Source organism: Sphingopyxis macrogoltabida (genome assembly GCF_001307295.1).
In the GTDB taxonomy this organism is placed as follows: domain Bacteria; phylum Pseudomonadota; class Alphaproteobacteria; order Sphingomonadales; family Sphingomonadaceae; genus Sphingopyxis; species Sphingopyxis macrogoltabida_B.
Map to the genome: position 1 here is coordinate 3572874 of NZ_CP012700.1, position 19323 is coordinate 3592196.

At 66.6% G+C, this 19323-nt stretch carries 16 protein-coding genes and 1 tRNA gene; 4 read left to right on the forward strand and 13 right to left on the reverse strand.

Annotation, left to right across the window (positions count from 1 at the left end):
• Positions 1–57: 57 nt before the first annotated feature.
• From AN936_RS16640 to AN936_RS16655, 4 genes are all read right to left on the reverse strand, one after another.
• Positions 58–834, reverse strand: a complete 777-nt coding sequence (locus tag AN936_RS16640; protein WP_054589089.1) for a TIGR02186 family protein — start codon at positions 832–834, stop codon at positions 58–60.
• A complete protein-coding gene (locus AN936_RS16645; protein WP_054589090.1) occupies positions 831–1739 on the reverse strand; it encodes a sulfite exporter TauE/SafE family protein in 909 nt (302 codons plus the stop codon). Before AN936_RS16645 ends, AN936_RS16640 begins: the two co-directional genes overlap by 4 nt.
• A gap of 107 nt (positions 1740–1846) precedes the next feature.
• Positions 1847–2506 (reverse strand): hypothetical protein, encoded by a 660-nt coding sequence (locus tag AN936_RS16650; RefSeq protein ID WP_158500106.1) that lies wholly within the window; start codon positions 2504–2506, stop codon positions 1847–1849.
• A gap of 497 nt (positions 2507–3003) precedes the next feature.
• A complete protein-coding gene (locus tag AN936_RS16655; protein ID WP_054589092.1) occupies positions 3004–4410 on the reverse strand; it encodes a glycosyl transferase family protein in 1407 nt (468 codons plus the stop codon).
• Positions 4411–4559: 149 nt separating this feature from the next.
• Between AN936_RS16655 and nhaA the strand changes: the two genes are divergently transcribed.
• Together nhaA and AN936_RS16665 are read left to right on the forward strand one after the other, a co-directional pair.
• Positions 4560–5846, forward strand: coding sequence for a Na+/H+ antiporter NhaA (gene nhaA / locus AN936_RS16660; RefSeq protein WP_054589093.1), 1287 nt, complete (start codon positions 4560–4562; stop codon positions 5844–5846).
• Entirely contained in the window at positions 5843–7438 is a 1596-nt protein-coding gene (locus AN936_RS16665) for a hypothetical protein (RefSeq protein WP_234715609.1), read from the forward strand. The genes nhaA and AN936_RS16665 overlap by 4 nt, the downstream gene beginning before the upstream one ends.
• Before the next feature lie 9 nt (positions 7439–7447).
• Here AN936_RS16665 and AN936_RS16670 read toward each other — a convergent pair whose 3' ends face one another.
• Both AN936_RS16670 and AN936_RS16675 read right to left on the reverse strand, forming a co-directional pair.
• The gene (locus tag AN936_RS16670; RefSeq protein WP_054589095.1) at positions 7448–8455 is read right to left on the reverse strand and encodes a zinc-dependent alcohol dehydrogenase family protein; all 1008 of its coding nucleotides are present in this window, start codon (positions 8453–8455) and stop codon (positions 7448–7450) included.
• Entirely contained in the window at positions 8455–10194 is a 1740-nt protein-coding gene (locus AN936_RS16675) for an N-acyl-D-amino-acid deacylase family protein (RefSeq protein ID WP_054589096.1), read from the reverse strand. Before AN936_RS16675 ends, AN936_RS16670 begins: the two co-directional genes overlap by 1 nt.
• A gap of 126 nt (positions 10195–10320) precedes the next feature.
• Here AN936_RS16675 and AN936_RS16680 point away from each other — a divergent pair, with 126 nt between their 5' ends.
• Entirely contained in the window at positions 10321–11070 is a 750-nt protein-coding gene (locus AN936_RS16680) for a class I SAM-dependent methyltransferase (protein WP_054589097.1), read from the forward strand.
• A 130-nt stretch (positions 11071–11200) separates the two neighbouring features.
• A complete protein-coding gene (locus AN936_RS16685) occupies positions 11201–11530 on the forward strand; it encodes a DMT family transporter (protein WP_054589098.1) in 330 nt (109 codons plus the stop codon).
• Positions 11531–11549: 19 nt separating this feature from the next.
• Here AN936_RS16685 and AN936_RS16690 read toward each other — a convergent pair whose 3' ends face one another.
• The 7 genes from AN936_RS16690 to AN936_RS16725 all read right to left on the reverse strand — a co-directional run bounded on the left by AN936_RS16690 (position 11550) and on the right by AN936_RS16725 (position 19293).
• Positions 11550–12839, reverse strand: coding sequence for an acyl-CoA dehydrogenase family protein (locus AN936_RS16690; protein WP_054589099.1), 1290 nt, complete (start codon positions 12837–12839; stop codon positions 11550–11552).
• 13 nt (positions 12840–12852) lie between these two features.
• Positions 12853–14196: a phosphotransferase family protein gene (locus tag AN936_RS16695; RefSeq protein ID WP_054589100.1), complete on the reverse strand. Its 1344-nt coding sequence runs from the start codon at positions 14194–14196 to the stop codon at positions 12853–12855.
• Between the two features lie 70 nt (positions 14197–14266).
• Positions 14267–15049, reverse strand: coding sequence for an enoyl-CoA hydratase (locus AN936_RS16700; RefSeq protein ID WP_054590361.1), 783 nt, complete (start codon positions 15047–15049; stop codon positions 14267–14269).
• Positions 15050–15126: 77 nt separating this feature from the next.
• A complete protein-coding gene (locus AN936_RS16705; protein WP_201782925.1) occupies positions 15127–16272 on the reverse strand; it encodes a slipin family protein in 1146 nt (381 codons plus the stop codon).
• Between the two features lie 424 nt (positions 16273–16696).
• Positions 16697–16772 (reverse strand) — tRNA-Cys (locus tag AN936_RS16715).
• 192 nt (positions 16773–16964) lie between these two features.
• A complete protein-coding gene (locus tag AN936_RS16720) occupies positions 16965–17957 on the reverse strand; it encodes a cupin-like domain-containing protein (protein WP_054589101.1) in 993 nt (330 codons plus the stop codon).
• A 55-nt stretch (positions 17958–18012) separates the two neighbouring features.
• The gene (locus AN936_RS16725) at positions 18013–19293 is read right to left on the reverse strand and encodes a serine hydrolase domain-containing protein (RefSeq protein WP_054589102.1); all 1281 of its coding nucleotides are present in this window, start codon (positions 19291–19293) and stop codon (positions 18013–18015) included.
• Positions 19294–19323: the final 30 nt, after the last annotated feature.

A 19323-nucleotide genomic window follows, 5' to 3' on the forward strand; every position in this document is an offset into this window, starting at 1 on the left:
ATCGCACCAGTTGGTAAATAAAGCGCTTATGGTCGTCCGCAGCGCCCCAAGTTCGCCCTAACGGCGGCGGAAAATCGCCGATGCACCCCACCCGAGGACGAGCGACAGCAGCACTGCCGCCAGCCCGTAGAGAAAGCCGTGACGCTGCGCCGCGAGCGCGACGAAGCGTTCGAAGCCTGCCTTGCGGATCTGGACGTCGCGCGATGCCACCGCGAGCACGCGGCCGCGGCTGATCAGATAGGTTTCGGCGCGATAGGTGCCGACCGGGACGCGCGCCGGCACCGGGATACGCGCCCGGTAGAGCACGCCTTCGCTGATTTCGACCGCCGCCGGATTTTCATAGAAAAGCCCGAGGCGGCGATAAAGATCGATCAGCCCGCCCTCGAAACGCTCGAGCTTCTTCGCCTCCGAAAAGCCGCTCGGCGACATCGACAGGTTGTTTAGCCCCAGTTCGAAGATCGCGGCGGTGCGTTCGTCGACCAGCTTGTCGATCGGGCGCGACGAGCCGATGGCATAAAAGCCCGGCGAGGTGCGCAGGCGGATGCTGTTGGCGTTGACCCAGATGCCCGCGACGCGGCGCTTTTCGCGCAGCACGATCGGGCGCACCGGCCCCTTCAACACCACGACGATATCGGCGCGGTCGTCGGGCAGCCGCTGTCCCGGATAGAGGATCGCGCCGAACAGCAGCAGTTCCTCGCCGGTAAAGCTGTACTGGATATCGATGGCGCGGCTCGACACGTCGGGGACCAGCCGCGGATCGCTCCCCTGCGCCGCAGCCGCGGCCGGGAGCAGCAGCGCCGCGCACGCCAGGGCCAAGGCGCACGCGTTCCTCATTGCACCGTGTAGATTTCTTCGGGGCGGATAAAGAGATCGACCGCCATGCGCAGTGCGACGAGCAACACGATCGCCGCGAGCGCCATGCGCAGATATTCGGGCTTCACCTTTTGTGCGAAACGGGCGCCGAACTGAGCCCCGGTGACGCTACCGAGCAGCAGCAGCCCCGCCAGCACGATGTCGACCGCGCCGGTCGTCATCGCATGGACCATCGTCGTCGCGATCGTCACGAACAATATCTGGAACAGCGAGGTGCCAACGACGACCTGCGTCCCCATGCCGAGCAGGTAGAGCATCGCCGGGACCATGATGAAACCGCCGCCGACGCCGAGCAGCATGGTCAGGATGCCGACCGCCATGCCGAGCAAGAGCGGCGCGAGCGGCGAGATATAGAGCCCGGAGCGATAGAAACGCCAGCGAAGCGGCAGGTTCGCGACCATCGGGTGGTGGCGCCGCTTGCGCGCCGGCGCGGGAAGCCCCGCCTGCGCCGCGCGGTACGAACCCCATGCCTCGCGCCCCATGAAACTGCCGACGGTACCGAGCAGGGCGACGTACAGGATGTTGATCGTCGTATCGATCTGGCCCCAGGCGGTGAGCAATTCGAACAGCCCGGCGCCGATCAGCGAGCCGAGGAGGCCGCCCGCCACGAGCACCGCGCCCATGCGCAGGTCGACGCCGTCGCGTTCGAGATGCGCCATCACGCCCGACACGCTGGCGCCCGTCACCTGCGTCGCCGCCGATGCCGCCGCGACGGTCGGCGGGATGCCGTAGAAGATCAGCAGCGGGGTCGTCAGGAAGCCGCCGCCGACTCCGAACATGCCCGACAGGAACCCCACACCGCCGCCGAGCAGGATGATGACCAACGCATTGACCGACAGATTAGCGACGGGAAGGTAAAGGTCCATGGGCCCCGAGATGCTTTCGCGGCGCTGGAACCGCGCCGGTTACTGCGATCCTAGACCATTTTTGAGGGGTGGGGAATCCGCACCTTAGCCTAAATTTTCGGCAAAATTCAGAAGTCGGCAGCGAGGGTCAGCGCCAGGCCGCTTGCGGGCGCCGCATCGCCGGCGACACGTTGCCGCCAGTCGAGCGCGATCCGGCTGCCTTCGCCCAGCTTTGGGAGGCGCACGGTCAGCCGCGGACCGACATCGACGCGTGCCGCGTCCGGCTGGGCCGCACCCGCCGCAAGCGCGCCGAGCCGCAGCGGAGCGTTTTCATCAGGGCCTAGCCGCCGGTCGACCACCACGGCGCCGTCGACGAATCCGTCGCGGCGACGCGCACCGACGAGCCCCGCCTGCCCATAAGCGTCGAGCCGGAACCCGCCGGGCAGCGCCGCCCCGCTCACCCCGCCGCTGACCATCGCGGCCAGCGCCGTGCGGCCCTCCGGGCCGATGGCCAGCCGCTGTTCGATCGCGATGTCGACGGGCCAGCGCGCCACCGGTGCATAGGCAAATCCCAAAGCGATTTCGCGCTGCCGCTGGCGCTGGACGGCCATCGTCGCGCGCGCGTAGGCGCGGGCGCGGCCCGTTTCGCCGAGACCATGGGCAAGCCGCAGCCCGGCCTGGCTGCCGCCTAACTGGCCAGGCCCCGCGATCCCGCCGGGCGCGTCGCCACTCCCCTGCCGCAGGTACAGCCATCCACCGAGCGACCAGCCGGCAAGCTGCCGCTGCATCCAGAAGTGCTTGGCTTGCCCTGGCTCCGCGCGCTCCGCCGCGGGAACCGGCGACCACGCGAGGCTTCCGGCCGGTAGCGCCGTTCGTGCATTGCCACCGAGCGGTGCAGGGAGCAGCCGGGCCATGAGCGCAATCCGAAGGCTGTGGCGATCGGCGCTATAACCGCCGGGCGCCGGCTTTTCCTCCGCCGCCGATAACAGTGCCGGAGCACCGCGGATTTGTGCGGCGAGCATGGGCGGCGGGGAAACAGGCGGCCGGGTCCACGATGACACGAGCGTGGGCAGCGCGTCCGCATGCTTCCCGCCGATCGAGGGCGCTGGCACTGCCGCAAACGGCGACGGCGCGGCCCATCGCGGGTGCGCGGGCGGGGGTATGGGAACCGCCGGATTCCAGAGCGCTCCCACCCGAACCGCGACCCACGCGCCAAGAAACAGCGCAAGGAAACGCAGCGCCGGCGCGTCGCGCAGCGGCCGCAGCCCCGATCGGCGCGCGGCCGTCACCGCACGGTCACCGGCGCTGGCTCACATCCCGCTTCGCGATGCTCGGTCTTTTCCCACACGATCTGTCCCGAGCGAAGAATCCGCCAATAGGCGACGATGGCCCGGCGCGCCGCGAGGATCGCGATGATGTTGGCGACCAGCGCCCGCGGAAAGGAAAAGACGCCCTGCCGCCAGCCATAGCATCGCGCCGTGAAATAGCCGCGCATGCCGAGCCGCCACATCAGCAGCATCGCATTGAGCCCGAGGAGCAGGTCCATTGCCGCATCGGAGGTTACGGGACGCCAGCCGAGCAGGACTTCGCCGGTGAACCCGACGGTGACGAGCACGAAGGCGGCATAGGCAGCGAGCAGGATGGTCGCGGTGAGCGGCGCGCGCCGGTCGCGCCATAGCATCCAGCGGATCAACCATGTCCGGCTCGCCGGCTCGTTCGGCGCAGCCGGTCTGAGCCAGCCGAGATGCTCCCAGCCGGCGAGCGCGATTCCGGTGATCCACCGCGACTTCTGCTTCACCGATTTTTCCCATTCGTCGGGAAATTCGCCCTGCGACACGATCCGCCCGCCGCGGGTGCCGGGTGCATCGACGAAACGCGCCGCAAGACCATAGCCGGCGATCAGCATGCCGACCTCATAATCCTCGGTCAGGCTATCGGCGCGAAAGGGTTCGCCGCCGCGGTCGAGCGCGAGGAGAGCCAGCGCATTGCGGGTGAGCGCGCAGCCGACGCCCGCCGACGGGATCGGCAGGCCGAGCCGCGAACGCAGCACCAGCTCCTTGCCATGCGCTTCGGCAAATTCGTCGCCATAATGGCCGGCGATCCATTGCGGGCCGCGGCCGACGATCGGCACCACCGGAATCTGCACCATCGCATAGGCGCCGAGATGGCGGCGATAGAGGTCGAGTTCCTCCGGATGGACATGATCCTCAGCATCGTGGAGCGCGATCGCGGCAAAGCGCCGCCCTTCCGCGCGTTCGTCTTCGCCCAGCGCCGCCCACATCCGGTTGAGATTGTCGCCCTTGGTGGTCGGCCCGTCCTCCCCGCCGATCACGAGGCGCAACCGGGGATCGCGGGCAATCAGCGGCGATACCGCGAAAAGCGTTGCCGCATCGTTGGGATAGCAGCCGACGTAGAGCCGGAAATCTTCGCCGTCCCATGCCGCGAGCGTCCGCCGCAGGGTTGCGGCGAGCACGGCGTCTTCCTTCCACGCCGGCAGGAATATCGCGATCGTCCCGTCGAGCCGCGACGGCGCGGAGAAAGGGACCGGTGCCGCGCGCCGGCTCGCGATCCACAACGCGTCGAAAAGCAGGTCGTCGAGCCCGATCAGCAGGATGCCGACCGATGCGAACAGCATCAGTTCATGCCCGGCAGCATGCACCAGCCACTCCAGTCCTGCGGTCGACAGCTCCACCCTGCTGGCCCCACCCCCAATCGACGGCGCCTCGCCATCGATCCGTCTTGGGTAATGGCGCGAGGTTTTTTGTAAAGGGTGACGCTGGCGGGTCCCCGCGCTAGGAGAATTTGCGATACCCCTGTCCCGAAAGGTCCTCCACACCCGTTATGCCCCGCAAATCCGCCCCCCGCTCCGCCTTGCGCGATTTTCTCGAAAGCGAGAGCGCCGGCGGCATGCTGCTGATTTTTGCAGCCATATTGGCGATGATTGTCGCCAACTCGGCTTTCGGCGAAACTTATCTCCATGTCATCCATGCAGTGACGGGGCCGGTGCTCACCGACAAGCTCGGCCCGATGACCGTCCATCTCTGGATCAACGACGGGTTGATGGCGGTTTTCTTCCTGCTCGTCGGGCTGGAGATCAAGCGCGAGTTCGTCGACGGGCGGCTGGCGAGCTGGGATCGGCGGCGCCTTCCCTTCATCGCCGCCGCCGCAGGGATGGCGGTGCCTGCCGCGCTCTATATGCTCTTCGCAGGCGGAACACCGGGGCTCGCGCAAGGCTGGGCGATTCCGGCCGCCACCGATATCGCCTTCGCCATCGGCGTGCTGGCGCTGCTCGGCAAGCGCGCGCCGACGTCGCTGAAGCTGTTCCTCGTCACCGTCGCCATCGTCGACGACATGGGCGCGGTTGCGATCATCGCGCTGTTCTACACCGCCAAGATCAATGTCGCGGCGCTTGCCGCGGCGGCCGTGATCGTCGGCGCGATGTTCGCCTGCAATCGCCTCGGCGTTCGCAGCCTGATCGTCTATCTGCTGATGTTCGTCCTGCTCTGGTACGCGATGCTCCTGTCGGGCGTGCACGCGACGATCGCCGGCGTGCTCGCGGCGATGGCCATTCCTTTCGATCGGACGCCGGGCGCCCCCGACAGTGCGACCTCGCCGCTCCACCGGCTCGAACATGGGCTGCATCCATGGGTGGCCTTCGCGATCGTGCCGCTGTTCGGCTTTGCCAATGCCGGGGTCGACATGAGCGGGCTCACCGTCGATCAGATCTTCGCACCGCTCCCCCTCGGCATTGCCGCGGGACTGTTCCTCGGCAAGCAGATCGGTATTTTCGGCAGCGTCTGGCTGTCGGTCAAACTCGGCATCGCAGGCAAATTGCGCGGTGCGACCTGGCCGCAAATCTATGGCGTTTCGCTGCTCTGCGGCATCGGCTTCACGATGAGCCTGTTCATCGGCGGGCTCGCCTTCCCGGGCGACGCGACGCTGATCGAGGAAGCCAAGATCGGCATTTTGATGGGATCGCTGGTCGCAGCGCTGGCCGGTTTCGCGGTGCTGCGCTTCACTCCGCTCCATCCCGAGCATGACCGGATCGAAACCGAGTCCGACGCCGAAATCGCGAGCGACGGCGACGTTAACGACACATGCGAACCCGAAGGGAGAGCGAACGCATGACATCCCGCTGGCGAAAGGCGATGGCGCTGTCGTTGACCGCCGCCGTCGCTCTCTCGGGCTGCTATTCGCTCGACCCCGAGATGAAGCGCACGGTCGCGCAGCGCAAGGCGCAGCAGCGCGCGGCGCAGGGTAGCACGCAACCGGCCCCGCCCGCCGCAACGCCCGCTGTGCCGTCCGGCGAAGCGCCCGCGCTGACCACGCGGGCCGCCAAGGATATTCCGACGATCGACGTCCGGCGGCTCGAAGTCGTTTCGGGCGCCAGCCAGCTACCGGCGCCCGGCCCCGCGCCCACACTTCCTGCGCCAGCCGACCGCGCCGACTGGCCCGCCCCGGCAAGCCCCGCCGATCCCGCCGCCGCCATGTTCGCGACGCAGACGATCGACGCGGTCGCGACCGCCTATGTGCTGCTCAGCCTCGAGATCGGTACGCATGAAAAGGGCTATATCGACGCCTATTACGGTCCGCCGAGCCTGCTCGACGCGGCGATCGCCTCGCCGCGCGACAAGGCGGCATTGCTCGCGGCGGCGCGGCAGCTGATGGCGAAGCTCGACGGCATCGCGCCCGACCTGTCGGACCCGATCGAGAAACGGCGCAGCGCCTTCCTCCGCGCCCAGCTTCGCGCCGCCGAAACGCGGCTGATGATGATGGACGGCACGCGCTTTCCCTTTGCCGAAGAGGCCGAGCGGCTGTTCGGGGTGCGCCCCGACCTCAAGCCGCTGGCGAGTTACGACGCGCAGCTCGCGGCGATCGACGCGCTGGTGCCGGGCCCCGGCGACCTCGCGACCCGCGTCGAGGCCTATCTCGATCGCTTCACCATCCCCAAGGAGCGGTTGCAGAAGGTGTTCGACGCCGCGATCGCCCGCTGTCGCGGCCGCACCGCCACGCATGTCGCGATGCCCGAGGGCGAGAGCTTCGATTTGCAGTTCGTCACCGGCAAGAGCTGGAGCGGCTATAATTATTACCAGGGCGGCTACCACAGCATCATCCAGGTCAACACCGACCTGCCGATCCGCCTGTCGCGCGCGCTCGACCTCGGTTGCCACGAAGGCTATCCCGGCCACCACCTGCTGAACATGAAGATCGAGGAGCAGTTGGTGAAGGGCCGCGGCTGGGCCGAGTATAGCGTCTATCCGCTCTACAGCCCGCAAAGCCTGATCGCCGAGGGAACCGCCAATTACGGCATCGACCTCGCCTTCCCCGACCGGACGCGCCCCGACACCGAGCGCGACGTGCTGATGCCGCTGGCCGAGATCGCGCCGCCGAGCGACGACCGTTACTGGCAGCTTCTCGATGCGATGAAGCTGTTGCAGGGGGCGCGGCTGACCATCGCGCAGCAATATCTCGATGGCCAGATCGACCGGCCGACTGCGCTCGCGCTGACGCAGAAATATCTGCTCTTCTCGCCCCAGCGCGCCGAACAGTCGGTCACCTTCACCGACCAGTATCGCAGCTATGTGATCAACTATGGCATCGGCGAGGAGATGGTCCGCGCCTTCATCGAGCGTGGGGGCCCCGACCGCGACGAAATCTGGCGGCGTATGGCGCTGATCCTCGGCGAACCGACGCTGCCGGCGGACCTCCTCGCGCACTGAGGGACGACCTCAGATATCGACGATGATCTTGCCGAAATGAGTGTTCGACATCTGATGGCGAAAGGCATCGGCAAGATTTTCGAGCGGGAAATGACGGTCGAGGACCGGTTTGATCCCGTTAGCCTCGATCCCGGCGATCATCGCCAGTTGCTGCGCGCGGCTCCCGACGGTCAGTCCCTGCACGCGCAGATTCTTGTGCATCAGCAGCGCAGTCTGCACTGGACCCACGATTCCCGCGAGCACGCCAATCAGCGCGACATGACCGCCGACACGCGTCGCGACCATCGACTGGTCCAGCGTGCCGGCACCGCCGATTTCGACGACCGTATCGACCCCCCGCCCGCCGGTCAGTTCGAGCGCCTTCGCGCCCCATGCCGGGACGTCCTTGTAATTGATCAGCTCATCGGCGCCGAGCGCCTTCAGCCGTTCGAGTTTCGCGTCGGACGAGCTTGTCGCGATCACGCGCGCGCCTGCCGCTTTTGCAAATTGCAGCGCGAACACCGAGACGCCGCCGCTGCCTTGCACGAGCACCGTCGACCCCGGCTGCGTGACGCCATCGACGAACAGCGCCCGCCACGCGGTCAGCCCGGCGCAGGTCAGTGTCGCCGCCTCGGCAGCCGAATAACCCTTTGGCGCATGCGTGAACCAATGCTGCGGCGTCACCACCACCTCGCGTGCATAGCCGTCGATGCTGTCACCCGGGACCTGCGTGAAGGCATGCTGCGGCGGCGCGCCATCGGCCCAGAAGGGGAAGAAGAGCGAAACGACCGCGTCGCCGACGCGAAAGTCGCTGACGCCCTCACCCACCGCCTCGACCGTCCCCGCGCCGTCGGACATCGGGATGCGCCCGTCGACCGTCGGGATCATTCCGGCGACGACCGCGAAGTCATGGAAGTTGAGCGAGGAGGCGACGAGCCGCACACGAATTTCGCCGGGCCCCGGATCACCCGGGTCGGGAAGATCGGTCGGGGTAAGGCTGTCGAGGGAGGCCGGTGCGCCCAGCCGGACGGCGCGCACTATTCCGCCGCCATCGCCATTTCCACGCGCTGCGGGCCGCGGATGACGCCGCCCGGGGTCGGCCCCTGCATCGCGCCGTCGCGGAAGGTGACGACCCCCGATTTCACCGTCGCGACATAGCCGTCGGCCTTTTGCAGCAGGCGCTTGCCGCCCGCCGGCAGGTCGAAGGCGAGCCAGGGCTTGCCGAGCTTGATCGCATCCATGTCGATGACGTTGAGGTCGGCGAGATACCCCGGGGCGAGCACGCCGCGATCCTCGAGCCCGTAGAGCAGCGCCGTATCGCGGCACTGACGCTGGATCGCATGTTCGAGCGCGATACGCTTGCCCGCCCGGTCGCGCACCCAGTGCTGGAGCATGAAGGTTGGCGACGCGGCGTCACAGATCGTCCCGCAATGCGCGCCGCCGTCGGACAGGCTGTTCACCGTATCGTTCGCGGCCTGCAGATCCTCGAGGAAGTTGAGATTGCCGTCGCGGTAGTTGAGGATCGGGAAATAGATAAAGCCCTTGCCGTCGTCCTTCATGAGGAGGTCATAGGCATATTCGGCCGGCGAGACGCCCGCCGCCGCAGCGCGGCCGGCGATGCTTTCGTCCATCTTCGGCTCATAGTTGAAATCGGGGTCCATCTCGAAATGGACGGGCCAGCCCTCGGCGACGATCTTCAGGAAGTCTAGGATGTCGCTTTCGGGCCAGACATTCGCCTCTTCGACCATGCGCTTGCGGAACGCCGGGTCCTTCAGATGCGCAAGCTGCTGCTCCCACGGCAGGTCGATGATCTCGTTCCACGCCGGCTTGAAACGGAATGGGTGCACCGTGCCCTGCCATGCCATGATCACGCCGTTGCCGCGGAGCGCGATCTGCGCGACGATGTTCGCGCCGGTGGCATTCTGCTGGCGCATCTCGGCAATCTGTTCTTCGAGCGGCAATTCCTTGGCGATCGACTGGAGCGCGGCGAAGGTCACGGGCAGCCCGGTCTCGCGGCTGAGATCGCCCATCCACTGGAACTCGTTCCACTCGCGCTTCATGTCGCTCGCCATTTCGAACACGCCATAGCCGACGCGGCCCATCGCGCGGCCGATCGCGATCAGCTCCTCGGCGGTCGCGGTGGTGCCGGGGACGAGTTCGCCGTCGACCGACTTGTGGAGCACGGTGCGGCTGGTCGAGAAACCGAGCGCGCCCGCGCGCACGCCTTCCTCGACGATCCGCGACATCTCCGCGATGTCCGCGTCGGTCGGGATCGCGCCGGGCTTTTCACGATCGCCGAGCACATAGGCGCGCACCGCGCCGTGGGGGACGTGGCACGCGACGTCGACGGTGCGCGGCAGTTTTTCGAGCGCGTCCATATATTCGGGGAAGGTTTCCCAGTCCCACGACATGCCTTCGGCGAGCGCGGTGCCGGGGATGTCCTCGACGCCTTCCATCAGCGAAATCAGCCAGTCGTGGCGGTCGGGCTTTGCGGGGGCGAAGCCGACGCCGCAATTGCCCATCACGACGGTGGTGACGCCGTGCCAGCTCGACGGCGCCATCTCGGAATCCCATGTCGCCTGCCCGTCATAATGGGTGTGGACGTCGACGAAGCCGGGGGTGACGATCTTGCCGCTGGCGTCGATCTCTTCGCGCCCGGCGCCGAGATTTTCGCCGACCGCGACGATACGGTCGCCATCGACCGCGACATCCGCCACGAAAGGCTGGCCGCCCGTCCCATCGACGACGGTGCCGCCGCGAATCACCAGATCATGCATGTTCGCTCTCCCGAATCTTTTGGTAAGATTTTTTCGTTTCGAGGTGAAACCTATCATGGATTCGCGAGATGCCAAGAGCCCTCGGGCCCGCTATGCTGGGGCAATCAAGCAACAGGAGTCACCGTAATGATCCGCTCGCTTACATGCGCCCTCTTCCTCGCGGTCTCCGCACCGTCGCTCGCCGCGCCGCCGACCGCCACCCCCGATTATAGCGCCGCGCTCGCCGATCCGGCGCGCCCTGCCGCCGACCGCGAACGCGACACCGCGCGCAAACCCGCCGACCTGCTTGCCTTTGCGCAGGTGACGCCCGGCGAACAGGTCGGCGATTTCGTGATGGGCGGCGGTTATGTCACCCGCCTGCTCGCCGCCGCGGTCGGCCCGGCGGGGCGCGTCTATGCCTTCCAGCCGGCCGAATTCATTGCCTTCAAGAAACAATATGGCGACGATCAGGCTGCGGTCGATGCCGCCTATGCCAATGTCGACGCGGTCGCCGGGCCGTTCGCGGCGCCCGCCTTTCCGGTGCCGCTCGACACGATCATCACGGTGCAGAATTTCCATGATCTGTATCTGAAGCCCTTCCCCGAGAGCACGGGCGACAAGGCGAGCGCGGCGCTGTTCGCGGCGCTCAAGCCCGGCGGGACGCTGATCGTCGTCGACCACAGCGCCGCCGACGGCACGGGAACGACGCTGTCCGACAGCCTGCACCGCATCGACAAGGCGGCGGTGGTCGCGGCGCTAACCAAGGCGGGCTTCACGCTCGAAGCGGAAAGCGACCTCTACAGCCGCGCCGACGACCCGCGCACCGCGAATGTGTTCGACGCCGCGATCCGCGGCAAGACCGACCAGTTCGCGCTGCGTTTCCGGAAACCGGAGTAGCACGCGGCGGTCATTCCATCCTCATCGTCACCCCGGACCTGATCCGGGGTCCATCGGCGCCGACGGCGGGATATTGGATCCCGGATCAAGTCCGGGATGACGACGTAAGTGATTCGGGAGAAAACACCCCGTGCAATATCTCTATCTCGGCATCGCGATCGTCGCCGAAGTGATCGCGACCTCTTTCCTCAAGCAGTCGGACGGCTTTCGCCATATCGGCCCGACGCTGATCATGGCGGCGGGTTATGTCGTTGCCTTTTATTTCCTGTCGCTGGCGCTGCGCGATATTCCGACCGGGGTCGCCTATGCGATCTGGTCCGGCGTCGGCATCGTGCTGATCGCGGCCGTCGCGTGGGTGTTTCAGGGTCAGCGCCTCGATGCGCCCGCGATGATCGGCATGGCGCTGATCGTCGCGGGGGTCGCGGTGATGAACATCTGGTCGAAGACGGCCGCCCACTGACGGGCAGCCGCCTCAAACTTCAGGAAAACAGGGCCTTGCGCGGCCCCAGATAACCGAACAGATAGGCACCGACCTTGCGCATCTGGATTTCCTCGGCGCCTTCGGTGATCCGGTAGCGGCGGTGGTGGCGGTAGATATGTTCGAAGGGCTTGTGGCGTGAATAGCCGATGCCGCCGTGGACCTGCATCGCGCGATCGGCGGCCTCGCAGCAGAGGCGGTTCGCCCAATAGTTGCACATGCTGACGCGGTCGGAGAGGCGATGTTCGACCTCCTTGTGCGGCATATTGTCCATTTCCCATGCCGTCTTGCGGATCAGCAGGCGGAGCATTTCGGCCTGCGTCGCGAGTTCGACGAGCGGGAACTGGATCGCCTGGTTCTTCGCCAGCGCCTCGCCGAACGGCTTGCGTGTCCGGGCGTATTTGACGCTTTCCTCGATGCAGAAAACCGCGGCGCCCAAGGACGACGCCGCCTGGCGGATGCGGTTCTGGTGGACGAAGCTCTGCGCGATCGACAGGCCGCCGCCCTCGGGCCCGAGGCGCGCACTGTCGGGCACCCACACGTCGGTGAAGGTCATGCGCGGATGGTCGGTCGGCATGTTGAAGGTCCACATATATTCGTCGACCGTCATCCCCGGCGTGCCCGTGGGCACGAGCAGGCAGGTGATGCCCTTGGCATCGCCGTCCTTGCCGTCGGTGCGGCAGAAGGTCGCGCAGTGGCTCGCGACATGCATGCCGGTGATCCACATCTTGCGCCCGTTGATCAGCCAGCCGTCGACGCCGTCGCGCGTTTCGCGCACCGCGCGCGTTTCCATATGCGTCGCGTCGCTGCCATGATCGGGTTCGGTGAGGCCGAAGGCGGTGCGACGCTTGCCTTCGAAGCCGCCGAGGATGAACTCTTGTTTCTGCTCCTCGCTCGTCGCGAACTGCTCGAACATCTCGACGAAGGGGAAATTGCCGACGATGCTGTGCTCGTTCTGCAGGTCGTTGTGGAGACCGAGGCCCTTGGCGGCGAAATGCTCGCGGATCACCGCCATCCACAGGTTCGACCCGTCCTTGCCGCCATATTTCTTCGGCGCCGAAAAACGCCAGTGGCCCGCGGCGTCGGCCAGCCTCGTCGCCTGTTTGAGCAATTCCTCCCAGTCGTGGCGCGGCAGCCCCTGATTGTCCCAGTCGGTGCGGCTGTGCTCGCGGCGATGGTCGAAGAAGCGGATATTGTCGTCGGCCAGCTCGAGCGGCTTGATCTCCGCCGTGATGAACGAATCGAGTTCGTCCAGATAGGCCTGCAAGTCGGCGGGCATCGCAAAATCCATCTTTTCTTCTCCCTTAATTCTGTTCCCGCCCGCCCCAGAGCGACTGCGCGCGCGCCAGCGCGGCATATTTGGGACTGTCGACGGCGAGTTTGTCGAGCGCGGCGCGGCGCAGCGCCGCGAGCAGGCCGGCCTCGGCGAGCGTCCGGGCGCCCGACAGCAGCGCGCCGGCCAGCGCGGCCTCTTCGGCGCGCACCCCAGCATCGAGGTCGCGCATCACGATGCCCAGCGCGTTCATCGCCACCGCGACCTCGAACTTGTCATGGCCTTCGGCCCCGGGCTTGATCGCCTGTTCGAGCCAGTCGCGCACCGCCTGCACCATTTCGCGATTGACCGGTTCGCCCACCGGCCCGGGAGCGGCGGGCGGCGACGCGGGCAGCGCGCGAAGGCGTTCGGTTTCGGGTGCTTCGGCTTCGAGCAACAGCAGCAGGTCGAGTTCCTGCTCGGCGGTGCGGCGTCCGACGACGACGCGCTCGACGGTCGTGTCGGCGCCGCTGCGCCACGCCTGCCCCATCTGCAGGCAGCCGAGCGCCCACCACAGGGTGCGGTAGACAAGCCAGAAATGAAAGCGGTCGCGGTCGACCGGCGCTCCGCCCGCCGCCTCATAGGCCGCAAAAAAATCATCGAGCCCGCCGACGCCGAACGCCGGCTGGTCGAGGCGGCCGAAGCGCCACACGGTCATGCAGCCATAGGCGAGGTCCTCATGCGCGTCGCCCAGATGCGCGAGTTCCCAGTCGAGCACGACCGCAAGGCCTTCTGCATCGACCATGATATTGCCCATGCGATAGTCGCCGTGGACGAGCACGGGATTCGTCGGTGCGGGCAGATGATCCTCGCACCATTTGATCGCGAGCGCGATCAGCGGGCGGTCGCCGCCGTAGGACAGGAAACGCGCCTTGAGTTCGGCGAGCGCCGCGGCGGTGTCCATCGTCGGGATCGCGCCGGGGATCGTGGCGCGCGGAAGCGCGTGCGTCCGTGCCAGCTCGCGCGCGAGGTCGGCGAGCAGCGACGGCGGCGGGGCCGCCAATATCTTTGCCGGCGCGACTTCGGCGACGACCCGGTGCATGACATAGCCGGTGCCCATGCCGTCGCCGTCGCCCAGCACGCCGACGACCTCGGGCGCCCGCACGCCGCCCGCATGCGCCGCCATCACCAGCGCCGCCTCGTCGGCGTGGCCATAGGGGCGCCCCTCCATATATTCGGCCGAGGGGGCGCGGCGCAGGACATAGCCCTTCCCGGCCCAATCGAATGCCCAGCTTTCCATATTGGCGCCGCCCGACAGGCGCATGAGCCGCTCGAGATTTCCGGGGCCGGCGACGCGGGTCATGAAGGCGGAAAGTGGTGCACCGAGATCGTTCATTACTTAACCTTGCTAAGTATTTTCGCGAACCGCAAGCCGCAATCGCACCCGCCCTGACGCGAGGGCCGGATCAGCCGGCGTGCGTTCGTCCGCGCTCCATGACGGCTTGCCGCCGCATCTCGACCTCCTCGGCGCGGACGCTGCGGTTCGCCGCCGAAGAGCGTTCATGTTCGAGCGCCATCGCGACGCCGAACCGCAACGCATAGCCATCGTCGATCAGCTTTTTGTAAGCGCGCACCATCGCGGGATCGGCGCTGGCGATATCGCGGGCCAGCGCCTGCGCCGCGGGCAGCAGCTCCCCCGGCGCGACGACGCGATTGACCAGTCCCCAGTCGCGCGCCGTCCCGGCGTCGAGGAAATTGCCGGTCAGCGACAGTTCCTTGGCGCGAGAGATACCGATCAGCCGCGACAATTTCTGCGACAGCCCCCAGCCGGGCATCACGCCGACGCGGGCGTGGGTGTCGGCAAAGCGCGCGTCGGTCGATGCGATCAATATATCGCACGCCAGCGCGACCTCGAACCCACCGGTGATCGCGACCCCGTTGATCGCGCCGATCACCGGTTGCGGGCAGAGCTCGATCGCCTTCACCGGATTTTCGTCGGCACCGGTGGCATTGGCGGCGCCGAGGTTGCTCGTATCGGTACCGAGTTCCTTGAGGTCCAGCCCCGCGGTGAAGGCGCGGGTGCCGGCACCGGTCAGGACGATCGCGCGGACGCTGTCGTCGGCGGCGAGCGTCCGCATCGTGCCGGCCAGCTCGGCACGGAGCGCACGCGACAAGGCGTTCATCGCGTCGGGACGGTTGAGGGTGACGGTGGCGACAGCATCGTCGCGCGTGACGAGAACAAGGGTCATGCCGCCTTTGTTGCCCGCCGCGCAGCAAAAGAAAAGGGGCCGGCGTTCACCGGCCCCTTCCCATTTTCGCGCGAAGATCAATCGCGCAGGCGCACCAGATCGTTGAGCAGCCCTTCGGTGCCGCCCAACACCGTCAGCCGTTCGACCTTGCCCGCGATGCTTTCCAGCGCCTCGAGCTCCTTCAGGCGGAGCATGACCGGGTTTTCGGCCATGACCTTCGCCGTGTTGAGCAGCGAGCGCGTGGCGTTCGTTTCCTCACGCCGGCGGATGACGTTCGCCTCCGCCTCCTTCTGCACCGCGACGACCTGGTTCAGGATTTCGCGCATCTCGCCCGGCAGGATCACGTCCTTGAGCGCAATGTCCGAAACCTCGACCCCGATCAGCGCCATGTCGGCACGGACCTTGTCCGCCGCCCCGGCGTCGACCGTCACCTTGTTTTCAAGGATCTGGTCGAGCGTCAGCGCGCCGAGCGTCTTGCGGAAGGCCAGCTGCAGCGCCCGGTAGAGCGCGTCGGCGAAATCCTTCACGCTCGTCACCGCGAGCAGCGGATCGGCAACGCGGTATTCCGCGCTGATGTTGATCCGCAGCGTCACACGGTCGCGGGTCAGCATTTCCTGCCCGGTGACGTCGAGCGACTGGCGGGTCAGGTCGACCAGCTTGACGCCGATCTTCCGCCCCGGGTTCCAGTAACCATAGACGCCCGGTTCGAGCCGGTCGGTCATGCGGCCGTCGATGCTGACAAGCGCGGTCTTGCCCTCGCCAACCTCGACCACCGTCACGAACTGCATCCGGTCCGTCTTCTGCAAACGCTGGAGCAGCTTCGGTTCGACCCGTACATTATCGACGATATCGACGAGGCTCGCCTTCCACGGGCCTGCATCGCTCCACACGATCAGCTTGGCGTCCGGACCGAGAATGGTGTTAATGATTCCATCGCGTTCGATGACAGCAATCTCGTTCTCGGCCGTACGGACCACCGTCAGATGCGTCGCCACATCCACCGGCAGCTTGTCGAGCACCGCCTGTTCATAGGCCGATGCGAACATCATCCGCGCGAGCGGCTGACGTTCGATGCGCAGCGACCCGTCGCGGTTCTTCAGCACATGTTCGCCGGCACCCAGGATGCCGCGGACCTCGCCCTTGTAGAGCCAGACCGCCCGTTCGGTTTCATCGATGAGCACGCGCTTGCGGCCCATCAGGCTATCGATCAGTTGCTTCATCATCTCATTCACCATTCTTAATCCGCGTCACGTCACGCCGATTTCCTTTCTTGCTTGCGGTTGCACATTCCCCGTCAGCCCAAAGGGTCCGGGGACCGGCGGCATGGCGGCGGGCGGACAAGAGGCGAGCGGGCCTTGCAGCGCGCGGCACGGGGACAGACCGTTCGAAAACGGCGCGTCCCAGTCCCGGCGCAGCGCAACCATCACCGCCTGTCGAGCCTTCCGGCATGGCGTCCGGACGAAGCCGTCCCATCCACCACCCAAAGGCGGCGAACAGGCGCAGCGCCCTTTCGCAAGCCGATCCCCGAAGCCCCACGTTAAGGACCAGAACCTAAATCTGGCGGTCTTTGAAGGACCGTGTGGAGAGGGAGTCGAACCCTCGACACCTAGATTACAAGTCTAGTGCTCTACCCGCTGAGCTATCCATTGGGTCTTTTGACGGGAATCGAACCCGCGACCTCCGGTCTTGCGGACCGGCGCTCTCACCACTGAGCTACAAAAGTCGTCCAACCGACCAAACGTGGCGGCATCCGTACAGCGAACCGGCAGCGCCGGTCGATGCGGGCGGGCTTCGCGAAACCCCGATCCGTCGATGTCCGCCCCGCCGACTGGCCGGGGGACGGCGCCGTTAGGCGCGGTCAAAATATCGTGCAAGTAAAAAATGACATATAAGGAATATTTTACATCGGAATCGACTAGAGCGCGCCCCATGATCGATAGTCTTCGACATGCGCATTGGGCCTGCGAAAGCTGGTAAAACTCATGCTGGCCGACAGGTCGAGCGCTTCGACCTGATGCCACCAGCCGACGGGCAGGAATATCGCCTCGCCCGGACCGATGACCGTTTCGAGCACCGGCGGCACAGCCGAATCGCCATCCCCGGCAGGCAACGCTTCATTGCCCCAGTCAGAGAAGCAGTGACGGCTGTTGCGCATGCGCGCATATGCCCATGGCGGCGCCATCCGCACGCGCTTGCGGCCCACGACCTGAACAAGCAGGTTGTTGGTGAGATCGTGGTGCCAGGGGGTGAGCGTCCCCTTCGGCCCCAGCCAGAAAAAGCCATCGCGCACGCGGGTGCCGTCGAGCAGCGCGATCGGCGCCATATCGTCCCAGAGCGGGGCGAGCGCCGCGGCATTGGTGCCGCTGTTATAGGCGGTGAGATAGATGTCGTTGCTCGCCTCGTCGCTGCGCAGCCAGTCGACCAGCTCGCCAAAGCGTATGAGGCGGCGGTGGTCGTCCTTCGCGAGCTCATAATCGGGGTCGCGTTCGCGTTCGACCTGCGCCTCGACGACCGCGTCGCCCGCAACCGCCGCGAAATGATCGAGCGACCAGCGCACGAGCGCCGGCCAATGATCGACGAGGCCGGAGAGCTTTGCGGGCCGGTTCGCCTCATAATAATGATGGTAGAATTGATCGGGCGCAGGCGCATCGAGCATGTCGAGCATGAAGCCGCCGTCGGCCTCGCGCGCGAGGCGCTCCTGATTGGCGAGCAGCCAGCCCTGCTTCGCCATCCGCGCGGCCTGCCGCCGCAGCATCGCGGCCATCGGGTCCTTCGCCAGCCGGTCGATCTCATACTTTGCCGCGGCCGCCGACACGCCCGCCGCCGCCAGCCGGGCGTGGAGCGCAGCATCGTCCTCGCCGGCCGCGAGGCCTTCGGCGAGCAGGGTGCGTTTATCGGGCTGGGGCATCGAACACTCCTCGGCTGCGCTCAAAGAATATTGCGATGACAAAAGGATGACAATGCTAGTCGCCCGCCGGTCCCTTATAGTCCACCCCATAGACCGCCGCGCGAAAGTCGCGGTGCAGCGTACCGTCATAGGGAATGGTCTGGACAAAGAAGACCGCCGTCAACCGGTTTGCAGGATCGACCCAGAACAGCGTCGACGCCATGCCGTCCCAGAAAAACTCGCCGGTCGCGCCGCGATTTTCCTGCGGCGTTTGCGGCGTTCCCTTGCGAACCGCGACATCGAAGCCGAAGCCGACGGTGCCCTTGCCGGGAAGCCATGCGCGTTCGGCAATCGCGGGATCGAGCTGGTCGGTCGCCATCAACCGCACCGTCGACGGTTTCAGGATGCGGGCGCCATCGAGCAACCCCTCGTTCAGCAGCATGCGCGCGAAACGATGATAATCGTCGAGGGTCGAGGCGAGGCCGAAACCGCCCGGGGTCAGCGCGTGATCGGTGAAATTCAGCGTTCGCGCCGTTGCTGCATCCTGCTGGACGAGCTTGCCGTCCTTTTTCACGTTCATCGCCGCGAAGCGCGGCAGCCGGTCGTCGGGCTGGCGCCATGCCGTCTCGGTCATCTTCAGCGGCGCGAAGATATGTGTGTTCACATAGGCGGCGAAGGACTCGCCCGACAGTTTCTCGACCAGCGCGGCCTGCACGTCGACCGCGGCGCTATATTCCCACCGCGTTCCCGGATGGAACAAGAGCGGCACGGCGGCGAGCCGGCGGCTTGCCTCGGCGAGCGGGATGCCGAGCGCGAGCGGATCGGCGGCGACATAAGCGGCGTGGACCGGGGTCGCCCCCGCGCCATAGGCGAAGCCCGCGGTATGACGCAGGATATCGCGGACGGTGATCGGCCGTTCGGCGGCTAAGTAGCGCGGCTGGCCCGTCGCATCGACCCCGGCATAGACGCGCATGTCGGCATATTCGGGCAGGTAGCGGGCCAGCGGATCGTCGAGCCGGAACTTGCCCTGTTCCCAGAGCTGCATCAGCGCGACCCCGGTCACCGGCTTGGTCATAGAATAGATTTGCGCGATCGTATCGCGGCGCATCGGCCGCTTCGCCGCGCGGTCGGCCATGCCCGCCGCGCCGAAATAAACCTCGCGCCCGTCCTGCCAGATCAGCGCCGACGTCCCTGCCGCCCGCCCGTCGGCGACCATTGCGGCGAGCGCGGCGTCGATGCGCGCCTTGTCGATCGTCACCGTTTCGGCCGGAGCGGTGTGGGCCTGTGCCGCCGGAACGGTCGCAGCGAACAGGACGCTCGCTGCGATTATCGCCAGTGCCATTCGTCTGCCGCGCATGCCATCTCTCCCAGACCGGTGGTTCGGCGT